Source organism: Halomonas sp. HL-93 (assembly GCF_900086985.1).
GTDB lineage: Bacteria > Pseudomonadota > Gammaproteobacteria > Pseudomonadales > Halomonadaceae > Vreelandella.
Window position 1 is genome coordinate 2,282,554 of sequence record NZ_LT593974.1, and the last position, 21,816, is coordinate 2,304,369.

Genomic DNA, 21,816 nt, shown 5'->3' on the forward strand with positions numbered 1-21,816 from the left:
GCTCCTGCTGCATTTCCAAGAATAGCCACTCGGGGTCGTTAGCTGCCTTTTCTCATTACCAGCACCTGACCAATTTCATACTAAACTTAGCCTAGCACGAGCTACTTAAGCAGGCTGAGCTGTGTAAGCATTATTTTCAACGTTGCACCGATTTGTTTAGTAGGGCTAATAAACGACAAGCCCTCTCAGGTTTCAGTCAAGATCCCGCTTAAGCCAATGCGTGGGCGCTAGCCAGCGTCTGGGCCATACCTTTAAGCATCAGCCTAATGGAGCGGCTGGGGCCGACAATGGCTATTGGCCTATCGCCGTAAAAGCTGGCCGGCTCGCTAACGGCAAGCAACCGCTAGCGACTGCCTCTTTTGATCTTATACATATGGCTATCTGCATGGCTTAGCAGGGTTTCGGCGTCTTCTCCGTCGGCGGGATAACAGGCGACGCCGATGCTGCAGGTTGGCATTTGCACTTCACCGAACTCAGCACTTAGCGGCTGGTTGATGACAGTGAGTATCTGCTCCATCTTTTCTGTAGCAGCTTGCGCTGACTGAATCTCCGTTAATAGAACTGTGAATTCATCACCGCCTATCCGGGCTACGTTATCTGTCTCCCTTACACAGCCTTCCAACCGTCTGGCTATCGTGCAGAGGATCCGGTCGCCCATCGCATGTCCATGGATATCATTGATGCTCTTAAAGTCATTAATGTCCAAAAAAAGCAACGCCAGTCTGTTCTGATGTCGATGGGCTGCGCGCAAGCCTGAGTCTAGTCGATCATAGAATAGCGCTCGGTTAGCTAGTTTTGTCAGCGGGTCGTGAAGGGCGAGGTGACGCAATTCCTCCTCGGCCTGCATAAGGTCGGTAACGTTGCGCGCCACCCCGATCCGCACGCCCTCCTCCTCGTACCAGCGGGCAGACCACAGTATGTGGACGACTCCACCGTCTTTACGTATATAACGGTTGCGGAAATCAATGTGGGGCTTACCACTCATCACACGAGTAATGGAGTCCCGCGTAGCCGCTAAATCGTCAGGGTGCATGTAGTTGATGATTTGGGTGTCGATCAACTCGTGCGGAAGGTAACCGAGCAGTGACTCGCAGGCGTCACTCACAAAGATGATCTGGTTGTCTTTATCCACCACGAATACGGTGTCTAGCATCAAGTGAATCAGTTTTGGATAGAGCGCTTGCAGGTCAACGGCCATAGGTTGGGGTAATCCGGTTAGCATTCCTCGACTATAGAGCAATCGCGAAGAGGAAATACATGATTCTGTTCACTTTGGGTCGTTAACTGACTAGACCCAACTTTCAAAACGAGCCCATAAACCCTCGCAGGATATTCCTTTATCAATGCTCACGCGCTGACAACGTCGCCAGTGGCCTTCTGCACTCCATCTGCATAACGAAAGGCTAACTCCTCAACCACCTTAGCACCTGAGCATCGGCTCTGCCCTTTACTCTGCGATTTTTTCATGGGAAGCGTTGTTGCAAAATATCATGTTAATCATGAACTCCACAGCGCTTAAGGCCTTTGATAGCCAAGTCGCCGATATCACGCTTGGCGCTGGCCTTCAATCGACTGCGTAGTGTCATTGTGCCAAGATCATGATGAATCATTGACCCGCAGCAAGAGGAGCGCCAAACCACCATGCCTGAGGATTCCTTCTGGTTGGAGCTGTTGAGCAACCGTCTGGTGAGCTCGATTGCGCTCGTGGCGATTCTTATAACGCTGCGCATCCTTGCCGTGCGCGTCATCCGCGGGCGAGAAGAGATTTTGTCCGATTACCGTCGCGCCTGGCTGGCCAGGATCCGCAACGTTGCCGTCATCCTTACCTTACTCGGTCTGGCGTTGATCTGGCTGCCTTCCCTGCACGCCTTTGCGCTGTCCATCACCGCCTTCGCCGTGGCCTTGGTGATCGCAACCAAGGAGCTGATTCTGTGTTTGTCGGGCACCGTGCTGCGTATCGTCAACCAGCCGTTCGAGATTGGCGACTGGGTCGAAATCGGCGACCTGCGCGGCCAGGTGGTCGACGAAACCATGCTGGCGACGACCCTGCAGGAAATTGGTGGCGCGGTGGGACGTTTTGAATACTCCGGCAAGACCATCGTGGTGCCCAACAGCATTTTCCTGACCACGCCGATCCAGAATCAGAACTTCTTCAAGAAGTGGGTGTATCTTGAAGTCTGCGTCGTTTTAGAGCCCAACGTGGATATGCGATCCGAACTGCCGGCTCTTGAGGAGGAGGTGGCATCGCTTCATGCCCCGCATTCCGAATTGGCCCAACGCTACAGCGAGGTGATCAGAAAACGCAGCGGTATCGACATCGCCGACCCCCAACCCCGCGTGACCCTTGCCACCACGGACATCGGCAAGCAGCGCATTGGCGTCACGCTTTTCTGCCCCACGCCCAGCGCCTTTGAAATGGAACGCGCCATCAACGACGCCGTGCTGCGCCGTTATTGGCAGTTGCGCACAACAGCGAACGCCCCGGCACACGCGTGACCAGAAATTGCCTGCCTTCATTTGTTAGCAATGAACACGGTAAGCTTGGCAGCGACACCGCTGCTGAGCAACGATCTCAATGACAACATCCCACTGGATACTCGGCCCTGGCGCCATTGGCCGCCTGTTGGCCCATTCGCTCTCGCCCATGGCGGCGGTCACGCTGATTGGTCGTCGGGCGCTGGCTGAACAACAATGGCTCACCACGCCGGAAGGCGAACAAAAGTCGCAGCTTCTTAACACGTTTACGGTGGCCCAACTGGCTTCTGAAACGCATGCGCCACCTGCCTTTGTGCATATCACCACCAAAGCCATGGCGGCTGAAGCGGCGCTTGAAAGCATTTCAGAGGTCATCCCCTCGACTACCCCGCAGGTGCTATGGCAAAACGGTTTTTTGGCTCAGCCGCGGATTACCCAGGTATGGCCGGGTCCGGTGCTCTGTGCCACCACTTCTGAAGGCGCTTATTTAACCGGCGACGATGGCGTGGTGCATGCGGGGCGCGGGGCGACGTTTATTGGCGATTTGAATAACCAGCACGGTGCTCTGGCGGAAGCGCTGGCGCAGACGTTAACCCAGGCGGGGTTTGCCGCGACGGCAGTGGACGATATTCGAAGCCGCCTGTGGCAGAAGCTGGCGGTGAACGCGGCAATTAACCCACTTGTCGCGCTGCATGGGGTGCGCAACGGCGAGTTGCGTGAAGCAGCGTATGCAGGCCGGGTGAAAGCCATAGTGAAGGAAGTCGCGGCGATCATGCAGGCTGAAGGGATTCAGCCACCGAATGGTGGCCATGGCGAAGACGCATGGCGAGCGCTGGTCTTGCAAGTGGTGGAGAACACCGCCAATAACAAGGCCTCGATGTTGCAGGATGTGGAAGCCAGGCGCCCCACCGAGCGCGAGGCAATTTTGGGGCCGTTGATCGAAAGCGCGCAACACCACGGCCTGCCGTATGGCGTTCTTCAGGCGCTTGATGATGACATCGCCGCGCTGGAAGCGGGTTATTCAGAATCGGCTACCTGAACTAGTGAGCCTTCGGCTCACGCCACCGGAATCATTACCACCTTGCGGAAGCTGGGGCGTTCGGTGAGCGCTTGATACCAACGCTCCAAATGCGGGCGTGGCTGCCAGCTAAGGCCGCAGTTGAGCAAGTTATAGACCGACGGCGCAATCGCAATATCCCCCAGACCAAACGCTTCGCCAGAGAACCAGCGCTGGGTAGATAGCGCATCATCCATCATGCTAAACAACCCTTCACAGACCTTAAGGGACGCTTCAATGGCCGCATTGTCACGCTGTTCCGGTGGCGTTCTGACATAGCCCGCTAAAATAGCGCGATGCGTGGGCGAAAGCGCGCCAATCGACCAGTCCATCCATTTTTCTGCTTGGGCGCGTTGGGCGGGTTCCTCAATCCAGAACTTATCCTCGCCGTACTGGGCCGCTAGGTAACGGATGATGGTGTTGGATTCCCACAGCAGGCTGTCGGTGGCATCGTCACGAAATAACGGCACTAGCCCATTTGGGTTCATGGCTAGGTATTCCGGTGTGTTATTTACCCCGTGATGCAGCCCGGCCTGTATCTGCTCGTAGGGCAATGCCAGCTCATCCAGCACCCAGCGGACTTTCTTGACGTTGGTGGAAGTATCGCGCCCCCAGAGTGTGATCATGGCCGTTCCTTTAAGCGTTAGTCTCGTTGTCCTGATAAAACCGCATCAAGCTTGAAAAGTCGAGTTTGCCGTTACCGCCTGCTTTATGGAAGGTAAATAGCGAACGAGCGGCGGACCCCATGGGCACGGGCGAGGCGCTTAGCTGGCTGACATCCATGGCAAGCCCCAAATCTTTGATCATCAAATCGACCTGGAAACCGCCTTGATAGTCTTTCGACGCAGGCGCATTTTCCATTACCCCTGGGTAGGGGTTATACACATTCAGCGCCCAGTTGCCGCCGGAGCTTTGTTTCATAATTTCTGACAGCACCGCCGGGTCTAGGCCGTTCTTGACACCCATGTTGATGGCTTCACAGGTGCCCGCCATCAGTATCGACAGCAGCATGTTGTTGCACACCTTGGCGATTTGCCCGGCGCCGTGGTCGCCGGCGTGGAAGATGTTTTTGCCCATAGCGTCCAGTACCGGTTTGGCCTGTTCGAACTGGGCTTCACTGCCGCCGACGATAAACGTCAGTGTACCTGCCTGGGCGCCACCTACGCCGCCAGATACCGGCGCATCGACAAAGCCGATGCCCTTTTCCGCCCCGATGGCGGCTACGCTTCGGGCCGTATCGGCATCGATGGTGGAGCAGTCGATTACGATGGCGCTTGATTTAATAACGTCAAACAGCGGTGCGTCGCCTTCGGCGTAAAGGCCCATCACATGCTTGCCTGCAGGCAGCATGGAGATCACAACGTCGGCATCTGCCACGGCGTCCTGGGCGGAGTTTGCCACTTCGCAGCCCTGGGATTTTGCGGTGGCAAGCGCGCTGGCTGAAAGGTCAAAAGCACGTACCTTAAAGCCTCCCTTGACCAGGTTAGCGGCCATCGGGCCACCCATATTGCCTAGACCGATAAATGCGACAGTTTTCATGGCGATTGTCCTTGTTATAAGTAAGCTAAAGGTCAGTAAAAATTAGTGAAGATCGTCGAGCGGGTTATTCGCCCACGGCGGTGTTAGCAGTTCATCAATGAAAGATGCCTCCACCATGGCCACATCGGGGTAGGTCCAGTTCGGCTTGCCATCTTTATCCACCAGCAGGGCACGCACGCCTTCGGGGAATTCTCGGTGGCGACAACACTGCACCGAAAGTGCCAGCTCAGCCTGGAACACTTCGGCCAATGACATGTACTTAGCGCGCTTGAGCTGTTCGTCAATCAGCTTGATGGACACCGGGCTACCGTGGGCCAGTGTTTTTTGCGCTTTGCCAAACCACTTGTCGTCGCTTTTAACACCGGCTATGGCGGCAACAATTTGCTCGACGGTGTCGTGGTCCATCAGCTCGCGGATCAGCGGCGAGAATTTATACACCGGCGCTTCCAACTCTTCGAAAACAGGTCGTGAGGCGTGCTCAAGCTCGCGCAGAATACGATTAACCACCCCATGGGTATCGGTCTGCTCACCTTCGCCCCAAGCGGCGTCGGTTAACTTTTGCGCCAGCGCATCGCGCTGGTGGCTGGCAATGGCTCGGTCAGCAAGGCCCAGATGAACAGCATCCGGTGCGTTGATTTGGCTGCCGGTCATGGCAAGAAACCGGCCGGTGCCGTTGGGCAAACGGTTCAGAAACCAGCTGGCGCCCACATCCGGGTAAAGCCCAATGGTGACCTCGGGCATCGCCAGGCGCGAGGTTTCGGTCACCACCCGGTGGCTGCTTGCGCTAAGCAGGCCCATGCCGCCGCCCATGACAATACCGTTACCCCAGCAAATCACCGGCTTTGGGTAGGTGTGCAGGGCGTAATCCAAACGGTACTCGTGGTTAAAAAAACGCTCCGGAAAGTCGGGGTCGCCCTCACCTTTTATGGCTTTATATAGGTTGACCACATCGCCACCGGCGCAAAAGGCTTTTTCCCCTACGCTATCGAGCAGCACGGCAACCACGCGCTCATCGTCCTGCCAGTCAGCTAAGCGGGGCAGCATTTCGTCGATCATTTCCAGGGTCAGGGCATTCAGCGAACGCTCAGCATTGAGGGTTATTTCTGCAATGACGTGACCGTCCTGGGTGGGGTGTTCGGTAAACAGTACGCTACTCATCTAACCATCCTTATTTCGGGCAATCACCATAACGATAAGATCCACACGGCAGCGCTACAGCTCGGCAGCCCCCTCCGCCAGCACTCGGCGTGAAATGATCAGGCGCATGATCTCATTGGTGCCTTCAAGAATACGATGCACGCGGGTATCGCGTACAAAGCGTTCCATCGGGTATTCCTTGATATAGCCGTTACCGCCATATAACTGTAGCGCTTCGTCGCACACCTTAAAGCCTACATCGGTGGCGAAACGCTTGGCCATGGCGCAATAGGTGATCGCATCGGCATCGCCCGCATCCAGCTTAGTGGCCGCTAAGCGCACTAGCTGACGCGCAGCGACCAGCTCGGTGACCATATCGGCCAGGCGGAACTGGAGCGCCTGAAAGTCCGCCAGGCGCTTGCCAAACTGCTTGCGCTCCAACATATAGGCCCGCGCCTCGTTGATGGCCTGCTGAGCCGTACCAATCGAGCAGGTGGCAATGTTGATTCGTCCACCGTCCAGGCCTTTCATAGCGATTTTAAAACCATCGCCTTCCTTACCCAGCAGTTGGCTCGCTGGCACGCGTACGTCTTCGAAGGTGATCATGCGGGTTGGTTGGCTATTCCAGCCCATTTTGGCTTCTTTGCGCCCGTAACTTATGCCGTCAGCATTGGCCTCCACCACAAAGGCGGAAACGCCACCTGCACCCTCTCCCCCGGTGCGCGCCATTACGATCAACACATCGGTGCTGCCCGCGCCGGAAATGAACATTTTGCTGCCGGTCAGCAGGTAGTCATTTCCATCGCGCTTGGCGGTGGTTTTTAACGAAGCCGCGTCGGAGCCAGAGTTGGGCTCGGTGAGGCAGTAAGAGCCAAGCAGCTCGCCGCTGGCGAGCTTTTCACCCCACTGCCCAACGGCGTCAGGCGTGCCAAAGTCTGCAAGCATCCAAGTGACCATATTATGGATGGTTAGGTACGCAGTGGTTGAGGTGCAGCCCATGGAGAGCTGCTCGAAGATGATGCTGGCATCCAACCTGGAAAGGCCAAGCCCGCCGACGCTTTCCGGCGCGTAAAGCGAGCAAAAGCCTAACTCGCCCGCTTTGCGTATCACATCAACGGGGAAAATAGCCTCCTGGTCCCACTCGGCGGCATGGGGGGCCAACTCGTTTTGGGCAAAGGCGCGCGCCATATCGGCAAACGCAACCTGGTCTTCACTTAACTCAAAATTCATAGCGTGTCTCCGCTGAAAGCCGCCCACTTAATCCCAATCGTTTTAAGCGCGCGCTTTCGTTGTTGTGATTGTGTGCTCGAAGCGTGTTGGCCGGTGAAGCCAAAGGGGTTAATTGACGTTTACGTTAACTTATATTTTAAGCCTATCGCAAGCAACTATCTTGCTTCCTCGACCTTTGGCGTAGGCAGATGCTTGGCATAAAAAAAGGGTGCCAAACGGCACCCAACAATGGACAGACTCGGTACGGCTGTATCGATAACACAGCAGAATTTACTTAAAGTTTTTGCGGTACATTTTGCCAAGCTCTCCCACAATACCGCTGCGAAAACTCAGTACGCAGACTACGAAAATAATCCCCAGGATGACGCTCACCCAGTTGCCCAACGGCGACTGAGCAAGGAGATGCTGGAGACTAACTACCAGGCTTGCCCCCATTACCGGGCCTAGCAAGGTACCAACACCGCCCAGCAGCGTCATCAGAATCACTTCGCCCGACATATGCCAATGGGCATCCGTTAGCGAGGCTAGCTGGAACACGACGGTTTTAGTAGAGCCTGCCAATCCCGCAAGCGCCGCCGAGATAACGAAGGCCACCAACTTGTAAGCGTCCACGTTATAGCCAAGCGATACCGCACGCGGCTCGTTTTCGCGAATGGCCTTGAGCACCTGCCCGAAGGGCGAATGCACCGTGCGCTGAATCAACGCAAAGCCAAACACAAAGATCGCCAGCACGAAATAATACATCGCCACGTTATTACGCAGACTAATAAAGCCAAATAGCTCTCCGCGCGGTACGCCGTGAAGGCCATCTTCGCCCCCAGTAAAGGGTGCCTGAACGTAAACAAAGAACATCAGTTGCGCCAGCGCTAACGTCACCATGGCAAAGTAGATACCCTGACGGCGAATCGATAGCACGCCAAACACCAGCCCCAACAGGGTTGCCATTAACGTTCCGGCGAGAATACCCAACTCCGGCGTAAGGCCGGGGTAACTGGCCAGCAAATAGCCGGTCACGTAACCGCCACTGGCTAGAAAGGCCGCATGGCCAAACGATAGCAAGCCCGCATAGCCCAGCAATAAGTTGAACGCGCAGGCAAACAGCGCAAAGCAGAGAATTTTCATCAAAAAGACAGGGTAGGCCACAAAGGGGGCTACCAGCGCTATCGCCACCAGCGCGACAAGGAACAGCGTACGCCGCTGCTTGGCCCGCCGCTGCCGCTCGATGATGACCGAAGGGGCCGTTGCGTGTTGAGATTGCGTCATGGTTTACGCCTCCTTACCGAACAGCCCTGAGGGGCGTAACAGCAGCACTAAGATCATCACCAGGAAGATCACCGTATTGGCCGCCTCGGGGTAATATACTTTGGTTAACCCCTCAATAATGCCCATCGACAACCCCGTAATGATGGCCCCTAAAATCGACCCCATACCGCCAATGACGACGACGGCAAACACCACAATCAAAAGGCTTGAGCCCATGGTGGGCGAAACCGGATAAAGCGGCGCCGCCAAGACGCCAGCAAAAGCCGCCAAGCCGACCCCAAAACCATAGGTCAGCGTAATTAGCAGCGGCACATTAACGCCGAAGGCCTGCATTAACTGGGAGTTTTCAGTCCCGGCCCGCAGGTACGCACCCAATCGAGTGCGCTCGATCATGAACCAGGTGAACAGGCACATAGCCAACGCGGCGACCAGCACCCAGCCGCGATAAACGGGTAAAAACATAAAGCCTAGATTCACCCCGCCTTGTAGCGACTCAGGCATCACATAGCGCGCGCCAGAGACGCCGAAAATATTGACCAGCGTGCCCTCGAATATAAGCGCCAGACCAAAGGTCAACAGCAAACCGTAGAGGTGATCCAGATGGGCAATGCGACGAAGCAGAAAGCGCTCCATCAGCATACCGAAAGCCCCTACCACCAGCGGCACCAAGATAAGTGCCAGCCAATAATTAATACCCAAATAGCGAAAGCCCAGCAGCGCGGCAAACGCACCCAGCATGTATTGCGCTCCGTGGGCAAAGTTGACGATCTTCAATAGGCCGAAGATGACCGCCAGGCCCAGGCTGAGCAGCGCATAGAAGGCCCCATTCACCAGGCCCAGCGTCAACTGCCCCATGAACACGGCCATTGGCACACCGAATATCATCGTCATGGTACGACTCTCCCCGCCATCAACCGGGTAGCAGCCGGTGGCCGCTACCCGAGGGTGGTTGCTTAGTTATTGCGAAGCTTGGCTTTAGTTCTGCACCAGCTTGCACTGGCTCTCAGACAGCGGACGGTAAGCTTCTTCGGCGGGAATGGTGCTGAGGATTTCGTAAAGATCCCACTCACCGGTGGATTCCTCGGGCGTTTTCACCTGAGCGAGGTACATATCGTGAATCATGCGGCCGTCTTCACGAATTTGACCGTTGCGAGCGAAGAAGTCGTTGATCGGTTCCTCGGCCATTTTGGCGCGAATAGTTTCAGGGTCATCAGTCCCTGCCGCTTCAACGGCTTTGAGGTAGTGCATGGTGCTTGAGTAGATACCTGCCTGCACCATGGTCGGCATGCGCTCTTCTTCTTCATAGTAACGCTCTGCCCACTCGCGGGACTCTTCGTCCATATCCCAGTACCAACCGGTGGTCAGTAGCAGGTTTTGGGTGGCTTCAAGCCCCAGTGCATGAACATCGTTGAGGAAGATCAGCAGCCCGGCAAGCTGTTGGCCCGAATCGGTCAAGCCAAACTCGCTAGCGGTGGTAATCGCGTTGACGGTGTCGGAACCGGCATTCGCCAGTCCCACAATCTTGGCACCAGAGCCCTGGGCCTGGAGGATGTAAGAAGAGAAATCATTGGTGGGGAACGGATGGCGCACGCTATCAACAATTTCGCCGCCGCTTTCTTCGACCACCTTGGTAACATCGGCTTCCAGGGCATGGCCAAAGGCGTAGTCCGCGGTTAGCATAAACCAGCTATCGCCGCCCTGCTCGACCACCGCTTTCGCCGTGCCGTTAGCCAGCGGGTAAGTATCGTACACCCAGTGAATATGGTTAGGAGTGCAATGCTCGTTGGTGATGCTGGAAGCGGCAGACCCCGAGACAATACCCAGGCCGTCGTTTTCCTCCAGTACTTTGGTGACGGCAATGGATACCGACGAGGCTACCAGCCCGGCAACCATATCGACGTTATCCTCGTCAACCCACTCACGCACTGCGTTGGCCCCAACGTCGGCACTATTGCGGTCGTCGGCACTAAATATTTCAATGGGGGTACCATTAACACTGCCACCGAAGTCTTCAACCGCCATTTCCAGCGCGGTTAAGCCACCCGGCCCGGCTAGGTCGCGGTAGGTACCCGACATATCAGCCAAGTAGCCAATGCGAATTTCGTCATCGCTCATTTCTGCCTGAGCAGCGGAAGCCATTAGGCTCAAGGCTGCCGCAGCGGCAATACAGGTAGCTAGCGTTTTTTTGTTAAAGGTCATGCTGTTCTCCTGGCTCTTGGGAGCCTTTGTTGTTGTGGTGCAGGCGAAGCATTAAATGCGCTTGGTCAAGCGTTAGCTTGGGCATTAGAGCAAAAAGGTCGTGTCGGTGAGTTATACCCCCAGCATTGAATTTAAATGGTCGCGGCGTGACGGCAGCTCGGCTGCGCTAATTTCCTCTACGATTTGCCCGTGCTCCATAACGAAGTGGCGATCCGCCAGCGGGGCGGCAAAGCGAAAATTTTGCTCCACCAGCACAATGGTCATGCCGCGCGACTTAAGCTGCTTCAATACTTCACCAAGCTTTTGCACTATCACCGGTGCCAAACCTTCGGTAATTTCATCCAGTAACAGCATGCGCGCCCCGGTACGAAGAATGCGCGCCATCGCCAGCATCTGCTGCTCGCCGCCCGACAGTCGCGTGCCTTGGCTTTTGCGACGCTCGTACAAATTGGGGAACATGGCGTAAATGTCATCCAGGCTCATCCCGCCTGAACGCACGGTGGGCGGCAGCAGTAGGTTTTCGTGTACATCAAGGCTGGCAAAGATGCCCCGCTCTTCAGGGCAATAGCCAATACCTAAACGCGGAATATGGTGCGGTTTCATGTGCAGGGTTTCGTTGCCATTGATCACGATGGACCCGGTACGCCGCCCCACCATGTTCATAATTGCTTTTAGCGTCGTGCTACGCCCTGCCCCATTGCGGCCAAGCAAGGTCACCAACTCACCGCGCTTTACGTCAAAATTAACCCCGTGAAGGATGTGCGACTCGCCGTAGAAAGCGTGCATGTCTTGAACACGCAACATTTCCAGAGATTGAGCATCCGGCGAGGCAGTATCGGTATGTGGTGCTTGGGTTTCGGCAGTGTTCATACGGCGACGCCCTCTTTTCCAGGACCCTCTTCTTCTGCGGCATCGCTGCCCATATAGGCTTCGCGGACCAACGGATTGCGGGACACATTATCGTAGTCGCCTTCAGCCAGCACCGCGCCTCGCGCCAGAACGGTAATACGGTCACACAAACGGCTCACCACGCTTAGATTATGCTCGACCATCAATACGGTTCGCCCTTTTGAGACGCGTTTAATCAGCGCCACAATGCGGTCAACATCTTCTGCGCCCATGCCCTGTGTAGGTTCATCCAGCAGCATCATAGTGGGATCAAGCGCCAACGTGGTGGCAATCTCTAGTGCTCGCTTGCGGCCGTAAGGCATCTCTACCGTTAACGTATCGGCATACTCAACAAGCCCGACTTCATCCAACAGCGCCAGCGCCCTTTCATTTAAATGGTCAAGTGATTTGCCCGACTTCCAAAAATGAAAGGACGTGCCCAGCGGCCGCTGAAGCGCTACCCGCACATTCTCAAGCGCTGTCATATGGGCGAACACAGCGGAAATTTGAAACGAGCGCACGAGCCCCAGGCGAGCTATTTCATTGGATTTCATCGAGGTAATCGATTTACCACGGTAGAGAATTTCACCCCGCGTGGGCGGCAAAAATTTGGTCAGCAGGTTGAACACCGTGGTTTTTCCGGCGCCATTAGGGCCAATCAAGGCATGAATGTGCCCCTCTTGTACCTGCAGATTGACATCATCCACCGCCGTAAAACCACGAAACTCCTTGGTCAGCCCTCGTGTTTCGAGGACATGTGCTTTTTGAACATCGTCTGCACACATGAAGTGGTAAGCCTCTTGTTGTTCTTGTGCTGACTCAGAAGGCCCTGACTTACGTTAACGCCGTATTGATCAGTAGCCTCCATACACCAGCCTCTACACTCGGGAGTGGAAATCGTTAGCTGGCAACGCATCCTTACCTGAACGTAAGGTGTAAGTGCAAACTAGCAACCTCTTGCAGGTGATTACAATTACAACTTTGGTCTACGAAAATATACAAAGCTGACAGAAACCTCCAATAATTACTTCAAATTCAGTTAATTACACAAAGTTAATAGCAAACATCGCATTGCAATAATTGCTTTACGTTAACGTAAACTTGTTTTAGCCTCATGGTCAGTGTTCCATAGGGGCATATACTTATTTAAGAGAAAGTCATCATGAGCAAAACCTACTCGATCAGTGAACTAGCCAACGAGTTTGATTTAACCACCCGCAGCATCCGCTTCTATGAAGATCAAGAGTTATTGCACCCGACACGACGCGGACAAACCCGCGTGTACAGCAGTAAAGACCGGGTGCGCCTTAAATTGACCATTCGCGGTAAGCGTCTTGGGTTTTCACTCGCCGAAATCCGCGAGCTATTCGAGCTATGGGATGAAACACGCAGCGGCAGTAAAAAACAGCTGCATTTAATGCTCAGCAAAATAGCCGAACGTCGAGCGGCGCTCGATCAGCAAATGAAAGACATCACCATGGTGCAGCTTGAGCTTGAAAGTGCCGAGATTCGCTGCCGCCAAGCGCTCGAAGAGCTACATCAGAAACAGAGAGAAGAAGAGCAGACGGAATCGTCTGATCAAGCATCGCCCTCTTCGTCCGCGACCACGCACTGACTCAGCCCCATACCGCCAGCACTCTTATCAACACAATGAACAACAGGTGATTGACCATGTTTTCACACTACTCAGAACTGAACTTCGGTCTTGATGACGAACTGAATATGCTGCGCGAGCAGGTCAACGCCTTTGCCTCCAGCGAAATTGCCCCGCGTGCCGCTGAGATCGATCAGTCCAATGAGTTTCCTAATGATTTATGGAAGAAGTTTGGCGATATGGGACTGTTGGGAATTACCGTATCTGAAGAAGACGGCGGCAGCGGCATGGGCTATCTCGCCCACTGTATAGCCATGGAAGAAATTTCCCGGGCCAGCGCATCGGTGGCGCTATCTTATGGCGCGCACTCCAACCTGTGCGTCAACCAAATCAAAATTAACGCTTCTGCCGAGCAAAAAGCCAAATACCTGCCCAAGTTAATCAGTGGCGACCACGTGGGGGCACTTGCCATGTCCGAACCCGGTGCAGGCTCGGATGTGGTCTCTATGCAGCTGCGCGCCAAGCGAGATGGCGATCATTACATTCTCAACGGCAACAAGATGTGGATCACCAACGGCCCGGATGCGGACGTACTGGTGGTGTATGCCAAAACCGATCCAGACGCCGGCTCCAAGGGCATCACTGCCTTTATTATCGAAAAAGGCATGCCCGGCTTCTCTACCGCCCAGAAGCTCGACAAACTCGGCATGCGCGGCTCCAATACCTGCGAGTTGGTGTTCCAGGACTGCGCCGTTCCCGCTGAAAACATACTCGGCGATGAAGGCAAGGGCGTTCGGGTATTGATGAGCGGATTGGATTTTGAGCGCACCGTGCTGGCCGCTGGCCCCATCGGCATTATGCAGGCCGCCATGGACGTGGTGTTGCCCTATATCCATGAGCGCAAACAATTCAATCAGTCGATAGGTGAGTTCCAACTGGTACAGGGCAAAGTGGCCGATATGTACACCACTCTGAACGCCTGCCGCGCCTATTTATACGCGGTCGCGGGCGCCTGTGATCGGGGCCAGACCTCCCGTAAAGACGCAGCCGGCGTAATCCTCTACTGCGCTGAAAAAGCCACCCAGGTGGCACTGGACTCCATTCAGCTACTCGGCGGCAACGGCTATATCAACGAATACCCCACCGGACGCCTGCTGCGCGATGCCAAGCTATATGAAATTGGCGCGGGCACCAGCGAGATTCGGCGCATGCTGATTGGCCGCGAACTGTTTACTGAAAGCAAATAAAGGTCGCGCCATGAGCACTGTGAATAGCCAAGTCAATCCGCGTAGCGATGTGTTTCAAGCCAACGAAGCCTCTATGCTGGGTGAAGTCAACAAACTACGTGCGCTGACCGCCGCCGTCGCCCAGGGCGGCGGTGCCAAAGCCCGCGAGCGTCACGAAAGCCGGGGTAAGCTGTTTGTGCGTGACCGAATCGATCACTTGATCGATGAAGGCTCGCCGTTTCTCGAATTTTCAGCGCTTGCCGCCCACCACGTTTATGAAAGCGAGATACCGGCGGCAGGTGTGGTGACCGGCATTGGCCGCGTTTCCGGCGTCGAGTGCGTGATTGTCGCCAACGATGCCACGGTGAAAGGCGGCACCTACTTCCCACTCACGGTGAAAAAACATATTCGCGCCCAGGAGATCGCCCGTAAACATCGCCTGCCGTGTATCTATTTAGTCGACTCCGGCGGCGCTTTTCTGCCCCGCCAGGATGAAGTCTTCCCCGACCGCGACCACTTCGGGCGCATCTTCTACAACCAGGCGACCATGTCCGCCGAAGGCATTCCGCAAATTGCCGTGGTGATGGGCTCCTGTACCGCGGGCGGCGCTTATGTACCCGCCATGGCGGATGAGTCGATCATCGTTAAGGAGCAGGGCACGATTTTCCTCGGCGGCCCACCCTTGGTAAAAGCCGCCACCGGCGAGAGCATCAGCGCTGAAGACCTGGGGGGCGCCGATGTCCACGCCAAGGTCAGCGGCGTGGCCGACCACTATGCAGAAAACGACGCCCATGCACTTCAACTTGCCCGCGCCTGTGTATCACGGCTGAACTGGCAAAAGCGCGGCAAGCTTGCCATGCAGGCGCCCAAGCCGCCCAAACTCGACCCGTCTGAACTGTATGGCATTGTCGGCACCGACCTTAAAAAGCCTTTTGATGTACGCGAAGTGATTGGCCGCATCGTCGATGACTCCGACTTTGACGAGTTCAAGCGCTACTACGGCGAAACCCTGGTCACCGGCTTTGCCCATATTCACGGCTACCCGGTGGGCATTGTGGCCAACAACGGCGTGCTGTTTTCCGAAAGCGCCGTGAAAGGTGCGCACTTTATCGAGCTATGCGCCCAGCGCAAGATTCCGCTGGTGTTCCTGCAGAACATCACCGGTTTTATGGTCGGTTCCAAGTACGAGCACGAAGGCATTGCCAAGCACGGCGCCAAACTGGTGACTGCCGTGGCCTGCGCCAAGGTGCCCAAATACACCGTGCTAATTGGTGGCAGCTTTGGCGCCGGCAACTACGGCATGTGTGGTCGCGCCTATGACCCCAACCTGCTGTTTATGTGGCCTAACGCGCGCATTTCAGTGATGGGTGGCGAGCAGGCAGCAGGCGTACTTGCGCAGGTAAAACGCGAACAGTACGAGCGCGATGGCAACGAGTGGACGAAAGCCGATGAAGAAGCCTTTAAGCAACCCACCCGCGACCAGTACGAGCACCAGGGCCACCCCTACTACGCCAGCGCCCGACTATGGGACGACGGCGTCATCGACCCGCTGCAAACCCGCGATGTGCTGGGGCTTTCACTAGCCGCCGCGATGAACGCAGACATCGAAGACACACGTTTCGGCGTGTTCCGCATGTAGAGGTTGGACATCATGGCTTATTCAACACTAAGTATCGAAGACAACGTGGCGCGCCTTACGTTAAACCGCCCCGAGGTGCATAACGCCTTTGACGATAGTTTGATCGCTGAGCTAAACGCGCACCTTGACCAGTTGCATACGTTGGCCGAAGCAGGCGATGTGCGCGCGGTAGTGCTGGGGTCAGAAGGCAAAAGCTTCTCAGCGGGTGCCGACCTGAACTGGATGAAGCGCATGGTCGATTACGGCCTGGAAGATAACCTCGCCGACTCCCGCAAGCTTGCCGCCCTCATGCACGGGCTCGATACACTGCCCTGCCCCACGGTTTGCCGCGTTCAAGGGGCTGCCTTTGGCGGCGCGGTGGGCTTGGCTGCCTGCTGCGATATCGTGATCGCCTCAGGAAAAGCCAAATTCTGCCTATCGGAAGTCAACATCGGCCTATCGCCTGCGGTCATCAGCCCCTATGTGCAGCGAGCCCTGGGCGAACGACAGATGCGCCGCTATGCGTTAACCGCCGAAGTCATGGACGCCGAAATAGCCCTCGCGCTGGGCTTAGTCCATATGGTGGTGGAGCACGATAAGCTAGACGACGAAGTGGACATCATGCTGGCAACACTACTAAAAGGCTCCCCTCAGGCCCAGCGCGCCACCAAAGCCTTAATGGCCACGGTGGCTCAAGCGCCTGACAGTGACGACACCCGCGAGCATACCTGCCAGGTGATCGCCAAGCTGCGGGTAAGCCAGGAAGGTCAAGAAGGCTTATCCAGCTTTCTTGAAAAGCGCCGCCCCGCCTGGACAGCGCCGTCCAGTCCTCAACAACATAACAACGCTGCGGAGCCACGCTTATGACGTCTAATCCCACGAAATTCGATACGCTGCTAGTGGCCAACCGAGGCGAAATCGCCTGCCGTGTAATGCGTACCGCGCGCCGCATGGGCTTAAAAACCGTGGCTGTTTACTCTGACGCCGATGCCAGTGCTCGTCACGTGCGCGAAGCCGACGAAGCGATACGCTTAGGCCCCGCCGCCGCGCGGGAAAGCTATCTGAATATCGAGGCGGTCATCGACGCCGCTAAACGTACCGGTAGCGGCGCGATACACCCCGGCTACGGCTTTCTTTCCGAGAATGGCAGCTTTGTAAAGGCGCTTGAACAAGCAGGTATTACCTTTGTGGGCCCGCCCATGGCGGCAATTGCCGCCATGGGCGATAAATCTGCCGCCAAGGTGCGCATGGCCAATGCTGGTGTCCCGCTGGTGCCTGGCTACCACGGTGATGACCAAGGCGACGCTCTGCTTCGTGATGAAGCCGACAAGATCGGCTACCCGGTAATGCTCAAAGCCAGCGCAGGCGGTGGCGGCAAAGGCATGCGCGTGGTCGAATCCACTGACGCCTTCCAAGCCGCGCTAGACGGCTGCCGACGCGAGTCCAAGGCCGCCTTCGGCGACGATCGCATGCTGATAGAGAAGTACCTTGTGCAGCCGCGCCACGTGGAAGTGCAGGTATTCTGCGACCATCAAGGCAACGGCGTCTACTTGTTCGAGCGCGACTGCAGCGTTCAGCGCCGCCATCAAAAAGTCATCGAAGAAGCACCCGCACCGGGTATGACAGCGGACCTGCGCCGCGCCATGGGTGATGCCGCAGTGCGCGCTGCCCAAGAGATCGGCTATGTAGGCGCGGGCACCGTCGAATTTTTGCTAGACGCGGATGGGTCTTTCTACTTTATGGAGATGAACACCCGCCTTCAGGTTGAGCACCCGGTCACCGAGATGATCACCGGGCAGGATCTTGTCGAGTGGCAGCTGCGCGTGGCGATGGGCGAACCGCTACCCTGCACCCAAGACGAACTGACCATTACCGGGCACAGCTTTGAAGCACGTATTTATGCCGAAGACCCGGATCAGGACTTTCTGCCCGCCACTGGACTGCTGACGCGCTTCGCGCTGGATCTAGAGGGTGCCGATTTAAACGCCGATCAGGTTCGATTGGATAGCGGCGTGGAAAGCGGTGATGCCGTGTCGATGCACTACGACCCTATGCTCGCCAAACTGATCGTTCACGGCGTTGACCGCGACGCGGCGCTCGCAACGCTTAATCGTGCCCTGGCGGCGCTGGACGTCCAAGGCGTGGTCACCAACCGCGCCTTCTTAATGCGTTTAGCAACGCATCCCAGCTTTAAAAATGTGGAGTTGGATACGCGCTTTATTGAACGCAATGAAGCCACGCTGTTCGCGCCGAAAACCTATAGCCGGGAAGCCTACGCCAGCGCCGCGCTGATTGGCCTGAACCAACTAGCGCAAGAATGCGAGAGCGACTCGCCCTGGGACCGCCATGATGGCTTCCGCCTGAATGCACCCCACACTATTCGCATTGCACTCTGCGATCCGGCAAGTGCTCAGGCACCGGATAACGACGAGGCCGTGGTGATTGTTGAGGGCAAGCGCAGCAGTGGCGAGTCGCTGTGGAATCTCACCATCGGCGATGAAACGCTTACCGCCAGCCTGCAGCCGCTCACAGGCGATGCCGTCGCGGTCACGCTGAACGGCCACCGCCATCGCCTTCAAGCACGCCGTGATGGTCATATTGTGGTAATGGCCGACCCCAGCGGCGAAACCCGCCTGTTCTGGCGGCGTATCGACGCCATCGATCACGGCCACCACGAAGCAGAATCCACGCTGACGGCACCCATGAACGGCACCGTCGTTGCACTACTCGTTGAGCCCAGCGTGGCCGTTGAGAAAGGCATGCCGCTGATGGTCATGGAAGCCATGAAAATGGAACACACCATGACCGCTCCGGCCGATGGCAGCGTGGCGTCGTTCCACTTCCGGGCCGGTGATACGGTCAGCCAGGGCGATGTCCTGCTCGACTTTGCCCCCAGCGAATAGGAGCTCACCATGGCGCTGCCTACGTCCGTCAAACTGTTTGAAATGGCCCCTCGCGACGGCTTGCAAAATGAGCCGGGTGACCCAGTGCCCACCGCTATTAAAATCGAATTGATTGAGCGGCTTGCCAAGACGGGTATAGCGCACATCGAAGCCGCCAGTTTTGTCTCCCCCAAGTGGGTGCCGCAAATGGGCGATGCCGCTGAGGTAATGGCCGGCATTCAGCGCCATCCAGGAGTGGTTTACTCCGCGCTGACACCTAATATGAAAGGGCTGGAAAACGCTTTAGCGGTTGGTGTTGAAGAAGTCGCGGTGTTCGGCGCGGCCTCCGAAGCGTTTTCGCAGAAGAACATCAACTGCTCCATTGCCGAATCCCTAGCGCGCTTTGCACCAGTACTTGAACGCGCCAAGTCGGCGGGCGTGCCGGTGCGCGGCTATGTGTCTTGCGTGCTGGGCTGCCCCTACGAAGGCGATATTGTGCCGCGCAAGGTGGCCGAGGTGGCCAAAGCACTTTATGACATGGGTTGTTACGAAATCTCGCTGGGCGACACCATTGGCGTTGGCACCCCGCTCGCCGCCAAGCGCATGATCGAGGCGACCCGCCAGCATGTGCCTGTTGAGCATCTCGCTGCCCACTTTCACGACACCTATGGCATGGCGCTGGCAAACCTCTACGCCGTGTTGGAAGAAGGCGTCAGCGTGATTGATGCGGCTACCGCCGGGCTCGGCGGCTGCCCGTACGCCAAGGGCGCGTCAGGCAATGTGGCCACCGAAGACGTGCTCTATCTATTAGCAGGACTCGGCATCGATACCGGCACTGACCTGCAAGCAGTGATTGATACCGGCTATTGGATTACCGGCGAACTGGGGCGCAAACCCAGCTCTAAAGTCGCCCTGGCAAAAGGCCGCGCCAGCTTATAACACACAACAAATAGTCGCTGCCTATCCGCTCGGACAAGACAATAATATTTGGAGAGATACCATGGCATCACCTGCACTTACCCTCCCAAGCTACACCAGCAGCACCGCCGATAGGCCACTGCTGGGCATGACTATTGGCGATAAATTTGATCAGGTCGCTGCGCAGTATCCCGACAACGACGCGTTAATTTCGCTACACCAGAACATCCACTGGAGCTACCGGAAACTTCAGGAAGAGGTTAACCGCTGCGCCCGCGCGCTACTCGCCATCGGCGTTAAAAAAGGCGACCGGGTAGGTATTTGGGCACCCAACTGTAGCGAGTGGACGATCACCCAATTCGCCACCGCTAAAATTGGCGCGATTCTGGTCAATATTAATCCCTCGTACCGTACCCATGAGCTTGAATACGCGCTCAACCAGTCCGGCGCGCGCTTTCTGATAACGGCCGATAGCTTCAAAACGTCGGACTACCGCGGCATGCTGTATGAGCTGGCCCCCGAACTAACAGCCAGCGCCGAGGGCAAGCTTAAGTCACAAAAACTACCCGACCTTGAGTGCGTGATTAACCTAAGCGCCGACAAGCACAACGGCATGTGGCGCTGGGCCGACCTGATGGACGAGGCACACCACGTCAGCCAAACCGACGTTAACGATCTGCAGGCCACGCTGCAGTTTGATGATCCGATCAACATTCAGTACACCTCGGGCACCACGGGCTTTCCCAAGGGCGCCACGCTGTCCCACCACAACATTCTCAATAACGGCTTTTTTGTCGCCGAAAGCATGGGCTTTACCAGCGACGACCGCCTGGTGATTCCCGTACCGCTCTACCACTGCTTCGGCATGGTGATGGGCAACCTGGGCTGTATGACCCATGGCGCAGCGATGATCTACCCAGACGAAGGCTTTGATCCTGGCAAAGTACTTAAGGCGGTACACGAACAAAAAGCCACGGCGCTTTATGGCGTGCCGACCATGTTTATCGCCGAGCTGGATCATCCGGACTTCCCCGGCACTGATCTCTCTTCGCTACGCACCGGTATTATGGCGGGGTCGATCTGCCCGGCGGAAATCATGAAGCAGGTCATCAATAAGATGAACATGAAAGGCGTACAGATCGCCTACGGCATGACGGAAACCAGCCCTGTATCTACCCAAACCGGCGCCGACGACAGCATAGAAAAGCGTGTGTCGACTGTCGGCCGTACCCAGCCGCACCTGGAAACCAAAATTGTCGACCCAGGCAACGGTGGGGTTCTGCCCCGCGGTGAAATTGGCGAATTGTGCACCCGCGGCTACAGCGTGATGCTCAAATACTGGAACAACGATCAAGCCACCGCCGAGGCCATTGACGAGGCGGGCTGGATGCATACTGGTGACTTGGCCACCATGGATGAAGAAGGCTACGTTCAGATCGTCGGGCGTATCAAGGACATGGTGATTCGCGGCGGTGAAAACGTTTACCCCAAAGAGATCGAGGAGTTTCTCTACGCTCACCCGGCCATTTCAGAGGTGCAGGTCACTGGCGTGCCGGACAAAAAATACGGTGAAGAGTTAATTGCCTGGGTCAAACTCAACGCTACTGCCGACGACATCACAGGCGAAGAACTGCGCGAATACTGCAAAGGCAAGATCACCCACTTCAAGATTCCGCGCTACTTCAAATTCGTCGATGAATTCCCAATGACCGTCACTGGCAAAATCCAGAAATTTAAAATGCGTGAAATTTCCATTCAGGAGCTGGGGCTGGACGACTAGCCACAAGAGC

Annotated in this window: 19 protein-coding genes; 9 read left to right on the plus strand and 10 right to left on the minus strand. The window is 56.2% G+C overall.

Going from position 1 to position 21,816, the window contains the following annotated elements; genetic code table 11:
* Positions 1-343 precede the first annotated feature (343 nt).
* On the minus strand, positions 344-1,198 hold the full coding sequence (locus GA0071314_RS10615) for a GGDEF domain-containing protein (RefSeq protein ID WP_074396609.1): 855 nt from the start codon (positions 1,196-1,198) through the stop codon (positions 344-346).
* 443 nt (positions 1,199-1,641) lie between these two features.
* On the opposite strand from GA0071314_RS10615, the gene GA0071314_RS10620 reads away from it, so the two are divergent.
* Positions 1,642-2,496 (plus strand): mechanosensitive ion channel family protein, encoded by an 855-nt coding sequence (locus tag GA0071314_RS10620; protein ID WP_074396610.1) that lies wholly within the window; start codon positions 1,642-1,644, stop codon positions 2,494-2,496.
* A gap of 79 nt (positions 2,497-2,575) precedes the next feature.
* The gene (locus GA0071314_RS10625; protein ID WP_074396611.1) at positions 2,576-3,514 is read left to right on the plus strand and encodes a ketopantoate reductase family protein; all 939 of its coding nucleotides are present in this window, start codon (positions 2,576-2,578) and stop codon (positions 3,512-3,514) included.
* A gap of 17 nt (positions 3,515-3,531) precedes the next feature.
* Here GA0071314_RS10625 and GA0071314_RS10630 read toward each other — a convergent pair whose 3' ends face one another.
* From GA0071314_RS10630 to GA0071314_RS10670, 9 genes are all read right to left on the minus strand, one after another.
* Positions 3,532-4,158, minus strand: a complete 627-nt coding sequence (locus GA0071314_RS10630; RefSeq protein WP_074396612.1) for a glutathione S-transferase family protein — start codon at positions 4,156-4,158, stop codon at positions 3,532-3,534.
* A 10-nt stretch (positions 4,159-4,168) separates the two neighbouring features.
* Positions 4,169-5,071 (minus strand): 3-hydroxyisobutyrate dehydrogenase, encoded by a 903-nt coding sequence (mmsB, locus tag GA0071314_RS10635; protein WP_074396613.1) that lies wholly within the window; start codon positions 5,069-5,071, stop codon positions 4,169-4,171.
* A 42-nt stretch (positions 5,072-5,113) separates the two neighbouring features.
* Positions 5,114-6,229 (minus strand): enoyl-CoA hydratase/isomerase family protein, encoded by a 1,116-nt coding sequence (locus GA0071314_RS10640; protein WP_074396614.1) that lies wholly within the window; start codon positions 6,227-6,229, stop codon positions 5,114-5,116.
* Between the two features lie 54 nt (positions 6,230-6,283).
* Entirely contained in the window at positions 6,284-7,438 is a 1,155-nt protein-coding gene (locus GA0071314_RS10645) for an acyl-CoA dehydrogenase family protein (RefSeq protein ID WP_074396615.1), read from the minus strand.
* 270 nt (positions 7,439-7,708) lie between these two features.
* Positions 7,709-8,701: a branched-chain amino acid ABC transporter permease gene (locus GA0071314_RS10650; protein ID WP_074396616.1), complete on the minus strand. Its 993-nt coding sequence runs from the start codon at positions 8,699-8,701 to the stop codon at positions 7,709-7,711.
* Between the two features lie 3 nt (positions 8,702-8,704).
* Positions 8,705-9,592 carry a branched-chain amino acid ABC transporter permease gene (locus tag GA0071314_RS10655; RefSeq protein ID WP_074396617.1) on the minus strand — a complete coding sequence of 296 codons (888 nt, stop codon included), beginning with the start codon at positions 9,590-9,592 and terminating at the stop codon, positions 8,705-8,707.
* Between the two features lie 84 nt (positions 9,593-9,676).
* Positions 9,677-10,900 (minus strand): ABC transporter substrate-binding protein, encoded by a 1,224-nt coding sequence (locus tag GA0071314_RS10660; RefSeq protein WP_074396618.1) that lies wholly within the window; start codon positions 10,898-10,900, stop codon positions 9,677-9,679.
* Positions 10,901-11,011: 111 nt separating this feature from the next.
* Complete coding sequence (locus tag GA0071314_RS10665) at positions 11,012-11,770, minus strand: ABC transporter ATP-binding protein (RefSeq protein WP_074396619.1); 759 nt, start codon at positions 11,768-11,770, stop codon at positions 11,012-11,014.
* Entirely contained in the window at positions 11,767-12,573 is an 807-nt protein-coding gene (locus GA0071314_RS10670; RefSeq protein WP_074396620.1) for an ABC transporter ATP-binding protein, read from the minus strand. Before GA0071314_RS10670 ends, GA0071314_RS10665 begins: the two co-directional genes overlap by 4 nt.
* 377 nt (positions 12,574-12,950) lie before the next feature.
* Between GA0071314_RS10670 and GA0071314_RS10675 the strand changes: the two genes are divergently transcribed.
* The 7 genes from GA0071314_RS10675 (at position 12,951) to GA0071314_RS10705 (ending at position 21,806) form a co-directional block, all read left to right on the plus strand.
* Positions 12,951-13,403 carry a MerR family transcriptional regulator gene (locus tag GA0071314_RS10675; protein ID WP_074396621.1) on the plus strand — a complete coding sequence of 151 codons (453 nt, stop codon included), beginning with the start codon at positions 12,951-12,953 and terminating at the stop codon, positions 13,401-13,403.
* Between the two features lie 56 nt (positions 13,404-13,459).
* Positions 13,460-14,629, plus strand: coding sequence for an isovaleryl-CoA dehydrogenase (locus tag GA0071314_RS10680; RefSeq protein ID WP_074396622.1), 1,170 nt, complete (start codon positions 13,460-13,462; stop codon positions 14,627-14,629).
* A 10-nt stretch (positions 14,630-14,639) separates the two neighbouring features.
* Positions 14,640-16,247, plus strand: coding sequence for a carboxyl transferase domain-containing protein (locus GA0071314_RS10685; RefSeq protein WP_074396623.1), 1,608 nt, complete (start codon positions 14,640-14,642; stop codon positions 16,245-16,247).
* A 12-nt stretch (positions 16,248-16,259) separates the two neighbouring features.
* Positions 16,260-17,093 (plus strand): enoyl-CoA hydratase/isomerase family protein, encoded by an 834-nt coding sequence (locus GA0071314_RS10690; protein ID WP_074396624.1) that lies wholly within the window; start codon positions 16,260-16,262, stop codon positions 17,091-17,093.
* Positions 17,090-19,129 (plus strand): acetyl/propionyl/methylcrotonyl-CoA carboxylase subunit alpha, encoded by a 2,040-nt coding sequence (locus tag GA0071314_RS10695; protein WP_074396625.1) that lies wholly within the window; start codon positions 17,090-17,092, stop codon positions 19,127-19,129. The genes GA0071314_RS10690 and GA0071314_RS10695 overlap by 4 nt, the downstream gene beginning before the upstream one ends.
* A 9-nt stretch (positions 19,130-19,138) precedes the next feature.
* A complete protein-coding gene (locus GA0071314_RS10700) occupies positions 19,139-20,047 on the plus strand; it encodes a hydroxymethylglutaryl-CoA lyase (protein ID WP_074396626.1) in 909 nt (302 codons plus the stop codon).
* 61 nt (positions 20,048-20,108) lie between these two features.
* Positions 20,109-21,806: an AMP-binding protein gene (locus tag GA0071314_RS10705; RefSeq protein WP_074396627.1), complete on the plus strand. Its 1,698-nt coding sequence runs from the start codon at positions 20,109-20,111 to the stop codon at positions 21,804-21,806.
* The last annotated feature ends 10 nt before the right edge of the window (positions 21,807-21,816 follow it).

Bases quoted from the DNA above. Each gene is read 5' to 3' on its own strand.
- GA0071314_RS10615 (WP_074396609.1), bottom strand. From the start codon at position 1,198: ATGGCCGTTGACCTGCAAGCGCTCTATCCAAAACTGATTCACTTGATG.
- GA0071314_RS10620 (WP_074396610.1), top strand. From the start codon at position 1,642: ATGCCTGAGGATTCCTTCTGGTTGGAGCTGTTGAGCAACCGTCTGGTG.
- GA0071314_RS10625 (WP_074396611.1), top strand. From the start codon at position 2,576: ATGACAACATCCCACTGGATACTCGGCCCTGGCGCCATTGGCCGCCTG.
- GA0071314_RS10630 (WP_074396612.1), bottom strand. From the start codon at position 4,158: ATGATCACACTCTGGGGGCGCGATACTTCCACCAACGTCAAGAAAGTC.
- mmsB (WP_074396613.1), bottom strand. From the start codon at position 5,071: ATGAAAACTGTCGCATTTATCGGTCTAGGCAATATGGGTGGCCCGATG.
- GA0071314_RS10640 (WP_074396614.1), bottom strand. From the start codon at position 6,229: ATGAGTAGCGTACTGTTTACCGAACACCCCACCCAGGACGGTCACGTC.
- GA0071314_RS10645 (WP_074396615.1), bottom strand. From the start codon at position 7,438: ATGAATTTTGAGTTAAGTGAAGACCAGGTTGCGTTTGCCGATATGGCG.
- GA0071314_RS10650 (WP_074396616.1), bottom strand. From the start codon at position 8,701: ATGACGCAATCTCAACACGCAACGGCCCCTTCGGTCATCATCGAGCGG.
- GA0071314_RS10655 (WP_074396617.1), bottom strand. From the start codon at position 9,592: ATGACGATGATATTCGGTGTGCCAATGGCCGTGTTCATGGGGCAGTTG.
- GA0071314_RS10660 (WP_074396618.1), bottom strand. From the start codon at position 10,900: ATGACCTTTAACAAAAAAACGCTAGCTACCTGTATTGCCGCTGCGGCA.
- GA0071314_RS10665 (WP_074396619.1), bottom strand. From the start codon at position 11,770: ATGAACACTGCCGAAACCCAAGCACCACATACCGATACTGCCTCGCCG.
- GA0071314_RS10670 (WP_074396620.1), bottom strand. From the start codon at position 12,573: ATGTGTGCAGACGATGTTCAAAAAGCACATGTCCTCGAAACACGAGGG.
- GA0071314_RS10675 (WP_074396621.1), top strand. From the start codon at position 12,951: ATGAGCAAAACCTACTCGATCAGTGAACTAGCCAACGAGTTTGATTTA.
- GA0071314_RS10680 (WP_074396622.1), top strand. From the start codon at position 13,460: ATGTTTTCACACTACTCAGAACTGAACTTCGGTCTTGATGACGAACTG.
- GA0071314_RS10685 (WP_074396623.1), top strand. From the start codon at position 14,640: ATGAGCACTGTGAATAGCCAAGTCAATCCGCGTAGCGATGTGTTTCAA.
- GA0071314_RS10690 (WP_074396624.1), top strand. From the start codon at position 16,260: ATGGCTTATTCAACACTAAGTATCGAAGACAACGTGGCGCGCCTTACG.
- GA0071314_RS10695 (WP_074396625.1), top strand. From the start codon at position 17,090: ATGACGTCTAATCCCACGAAATTCGATACGCTGCTAGTGGCCAACCGA.
- GA0071314_RS10700 (WP_074396626.1), top strand. From the start codon at position 19,139: ATGGCGCTGCCTACGTCCGTCAAACTGTTTGAAATGGCCCCTCGCGAC.
- GA0071314_RS10705 (WP_074396627.1), top strand. From the start codon at position 20,109: ATGGCATCACCTGCACTTACCCTCCCAAGCTACACCAGCAGCACCGCC.